This window comes from Streptococcus infantis, from assembly GCF_001579645.1.
GTDB lineage: Bacteria > Bacillota > Bacilli > Lactobacillales > Streptococcaceae > Streptococcus > Streptococcus infantis_E.
The window spans coordinates 119,999-124,534 of record NZ_KQ970823.1; the positions used below are offsets into that span (position 1 = coordinate 119,999).

Consider the following 4,536-nt stretch of genomic DNA (forward strand, 5'->3'; position numbering starts at 1 on the left):
GCAGGTCCTGAAATTGCCGTTGCTTCAACCAAGGCATATACTGCGCAAATCGCAGCTCTTGCCTTCCTTGCGAAAGCGGTCGGTGAAGCAAATGGCAATGAAAAAGCCAAAGCTTTCGATTTGGTTCACGAATTGTCTATCGTGGCTCAGTCTATCGAATCAACTCTCTCAGAAAAAGAATTGATTGATAGCAAGGTTCGTGATCTTCTTGAAACAACACGTAACGCCTTTTATATCGGACGTGGTCAAGATTACTATGTAGCCATGGAAGCCAGTCTCAAACTCAAAGAGATTTCTTATATCCAATGTGAAGGTTTTGCGGCTGGAGAGCTCAAGCATGGAACTATTGCTTTGATTGAAGAAGGAACGCCTGTATTGGCCCTCTTGTCAGATCCGGTTCTTGCTAATCACACTCGCGGAAATATCCAAGAAGTGGCAGCACGTGGCGCTAAGGTCCTTACTATTGCAGAAGAAAATGTTGCCAAAGATACAGACGACATCATTCTTACGACCGTCCACCCTTACCTCTCACCAATCTCAATGGTGGTACCAACGCAACTGGTCGCTTACTTTGCAACCCTACACCGTGGACTCGATGTGGACAAGCCACGTAACCTTGCCAAGTCTGTAACGGTAGAATAAACCCAAAGTTTAAATCATAAGCAAAAGTGAACTAAATAGCTTTCTGGAAATCAGAATGCTATTTAGTTCACTTTTTTTGTACACTTAATGAAAATCTATGGCTAAACTAGTTCTCTTGTGTAGACGTCTCCAAGCATCGCTTTGAGGTTCTAGATAAGAGTGATGAAGTCAGTCTCATTACACCAATTTGATATTGTAGAGAAAACGGATCAAGACCTCAGCCAAGATAGTTCAAGTCAAGATTGAAGAGGATTGATTCATACTCTTCGAAAATCTCTTCAAACCGCGTCAATGTCGCCTTGCCGTATATATGTTACTGACTTCGTCAGTTCTATCTACAACCTCAAAGCAGTGCTTTGAGCAACCTGCGGCTAGTTTCCTAGTTTGCTCTTTGATTTTCATTGAGTATCACTCCTTTTAAGAATTCATGAGAAATAAATCTAAAATTAAATGTTATCCCAGTTTCTATTAACTTTTTGAAAGCTATGCTTGTGAAAGACTGGAAAGCTATAAAAAAACTCTAAGAGCTGGACGATAAGGATCCAACTCTTAGAGGAGTGAGTGTCGTATTTTACTTGCGATATAAACGATCGTATTGGTAGTAAGGATCAAAGGTTACATTGATTCCTAGTTTGCGAAGAACATTTTTGTCTTCGTCTGTTAGGATAATCGTAGAGTGAGCTTCGCTTCCTTTGAGGTTTCCGAGTTCTTTCATGGCACGATCTGCATCAGGATTCTGCATAGCTGTGATTGCAAGTGCGATAAGGATTTCATTTGAGTGGAGTCGGGGATTGCGACTACCCAAGTGATTGATTTTCAAACCTTGAATTGGTTTCACCACTTCTGGTTCAATTAATTTTGTTTCAGCATTGATGTTAGCTGATTTCTTGATTGCATTGATCAAAGCAGCGGCTGTTGGACCAAAGAGTTCTGAGTTCTTACCAGTAACGATTTCACCAGAAGGTAATTCAAGAGCTAGAGCAGGTCCGCCTGTTTCTTCTGCTTTTTGACGTGCGGCAACAGCAACCTTTCTATCAGCTGGTGTGATACCTAGGTCATTCATGAGCAACTCAATTTTCTTAACGGCAGTTTCACCGACTTTTTCAGCCTTGAAATCAAGAACAGTTTGATAGTAGCGACGGATAATTTCCTGTTTAGATGCTTCAATGGCAGCGTCGTTATCAGTGATTGCAAAACCAACCATATTGACACCCATGTCAGTTGGAGATGCATAAGGAGACTCACCCAAGATACGTTCCAGCATACGCTTGAGGACAGGGAAAATTTCAATGTCGCGGTTGTAGTTGACGGTGGTTTCTCCATAAGTTTGGAGATGGAATGGGTCAATCATGTTGACATCATCCAGGTCTGCTGTAGCAGCTTCATAAGCCAAGTTGACTGGATGATGAAGTGGGAGATTCCAAACTGGGAAGGTTTCAAATTTAGCATAACCAGACTTGATACCATTGATTTGGTCGTGGTACATGTTAGACATACAAGTTGCCAACTTACCTGAACCAGGCCCAGGAGCAGTCACGACAATCAAGTTACGACTAGTTTTGATATAGTCGTTTTTCCCCATACCTTCAGGAGAAATGATATGATCCATATCTGTCGGATATCCCTTGATAGGGTAGTGGAGATAAGAGTCGATACCATTTTTCTCTAATTGATTACGGAAGGCATCAGCTGCCGGTTGGCCTGCATATTGAGTAATGACGACTGAACCAACAAAGATACCGAGTTCATTGAATTTATCGATCAAACGAAGCACTTCTTGGTCATAAGAAATGCCCAAGTCTCCACGAGCTTTTGAGTGCTCGATATTGCTAGCGTTAATAGCGATAACAACCTCAACTTGCTCCTTCAATTCTTGTAAGAGTTTGATTTTGTTATCTGGTTCATATCCAGGAAGGACACGAGCAGCGTGGAAATCTTCTAACATTTTGCCACCAAACTCCAAGTAGAGTTTGCCGTCAAATTGGTTGATGCGCTCCAAGATATGGTCGCGTTGTAGATTTAAATATTGTTCAGAACTAAAAGCTTGTTTTTTCATTTTTTTACCTCTGACCTCTATTATATAAAAAAAATGGAAGATAAGAAACAACGGAGGTTCGAAATAAGGAAAAAGATTAAAGCAAACGCTTGCATAAAATTAAGAAAAGGTCTATGATGGAATAAAGTGAATGTTAAAAGGGGAAAAAAGATGCAAGAAAAATGGTGGCACAATGCCGTTGTTTATCAGGTCTATCCAAAAAGTTTTAAGGATAGCAATGGAGATGGGATTGGTGATTTACCTGGAATTACCAGTAAGCTAGACTATCTAGCTAAGTTAGGGATCACAGCGATCTGGCTTTCTCCAGTCTATGATAGCCCCATGGATGACAATGGTTATGATATTGCCAATTATCAAGATATCGCGGCTATCTTTGGAACCATGGAAGATATGGATGAGCTGATTGCTGAGGCTAAAAAACGAGATATCCGAATCATTATGGATTTGGTGGTCAATCATACATCAGATGAGCATGCTTGGTTTATCGAAGCTTGTGAAAATCCTGATAGTCCTGAGCGAGACTACTATATCTGGCGTGATGAACCTAACGAATTGGAGTCAATTTTCAGTGGTTCTGCCTGGCAATATGACGAAAAGGCTGGTCAATATTATCTGCACTTTTTCAGTAAGAAACAACCAGACCTTAACTGGGAAAATGAAGAACTACGCCAAAAAATCTATGAAATGATGAATTTCTGGATTGATAAAGGGATCGGTGGATTTCGTATGGACGTTATTGACATGATTGGGAAGATACCTGATCAGAAGATTGTCAACAATGGTCCTATGCTCCATCCTTATCTCAAGGAAATGAATCAGGCTACTTTCGGCGACAAAGAGCTCTTGACAGTAGGGGAGACATGGGGAGCGACACCAGAAATCGCAAAACTCTATTCAGATCCAAAAGGACAAGAACTGTCTATGGTCTTCCAGTTTGAACATATCTGTCTTCAGTATCAGGAAGGACAACCTAAGTGGCAGTACCAAAAAGAGCTAAATGTTGGGAAATTAAAAAAGATTTTCAACAAATGGCAGACAGAATTAGGAGTTGAGGACGGCTGGAATTCGCTCTTCTGGAACAACCATGACCTCCCTCGTATCGTCTCAATCTGGGGAAATGACCGAGAATACCGCGAAAAATCTGCTAAAGCGTATGCAATCTTGCTTCATCTCATGAGAGGGACTCCTTATATTTACCAAGGGGAGGAGATTGGGATGACCAATTTCCCATTTGAAAACTTGGAGCAAGTAGAAGATATTGAATCCCTCAACTATGCGCGTGAAGCCCTTGAAAAAGGTGTTTCAATGGAAACAATCATGGATAGCATTCGTGTGATTGGACGTGACAATGCGCGTACTCCAATGCAGTGGGATGAGACAAAAAATGCTGGTTTCTCAGACGGACAACCTTGGTTGGCTGTTAATCCAAACTACGAAGCAATCAACGTTCAGGAAGCACTGGCAAACCCGGATTCTATTTTCTATACTTATCAAAAATTGGTAAACATTCGTAAGGGAAATAGCTGGTTGGTGAGAGCTGATTTTGAACTCCTTGAAACGGCTGAAAAAGTCTTTGCATACATCCGTAAAGATGGCGACCGTCGATTCCTAGTTGTGGCAAACTTGTCCAACCAAAAGCAAGAGTTCGCAGTTGAAGAATCAATCACATCTGTCTTGATTGAAAATACCTCAGTAGAAGCAGCTTTAGCTACACAGACCTTGGCTCCATGGGATGCCTTCAGTGTCGAATTAGCCAAATAAACCTAGAAACTCAAGTATCCAAAGATGCTTGAGTTTTTTCTAAAATAAGTGTAGAAATTTCTTTAATAAATATTAGG

Annotated in this window: 3 protein-coding genes; 2 read left to right on the forward strand and 1 reads right to left on the reverse strand. The window is 41.0% G+C overall.

Features of this window, described 5'->3' with window-relative positions; all coding sequences use genetic code 11:
• Window positions 1-642: SIS domain-containing protein (locus SINDD18_RS11445; RefSeq protein ID WP_241497366.1), on the forward strand; the 642-nt coding region annotated here is incomplete at its 5' end.
• 571 nt (window positions 643-1,213) lie between these two features.
• Here the strand turns inward: SINDD18_RS11445 and SINDD18_RS08610 are convergent.
• On the reverse strand, window positions 1,214-2,698 hold the full coding sequence (locus tag SINDD18_RS08610) for a DUF1846 domain-containing protein (RefSeq protein ID WP_049503931.1): 1,485 nt from the start codon (window positions 2,696-2,698) through the stop codon (window positions 1,214-1,216).
• Window positions 2,699-2,848: 150 nt separating this feature from the next.
• On the opposite strand from SINDD18_RS08610, the gene SINDD18_RS08615 reads away from it, so the two are divergent.
• The gene (locus SINDD18_RS08615) at window positions 2,849-4,459 is read left to right on the forward strand and encodes a glycoside hydrolase family 13 protein (protein WP_061863836.1); all 1,611 of its coding nucleotides are present in this window, start codon (window positions 2,849-2,851) and stop codon (window positions 4,457-4,459) included.
• Window positions 4,460-4,536: the final 77 nt, after the last annotated feature.

Coding starts and splice junctions, on each gene's coding strand:
- SINDD18_RS08615 (WP_061863836.1), top strand. CDS start 2,849: ATGCAAGAAAAATGGTGGCACAATGCCGTTGTTTATCAGGTCTATCCA.
- SINDD18_RS08610 (WP_049503931.1), bottom strand. CDS start 2,698: ATGAAAAAACAAGCTTTTAGTTCTGAACAATATTTAAATCTACAACGC.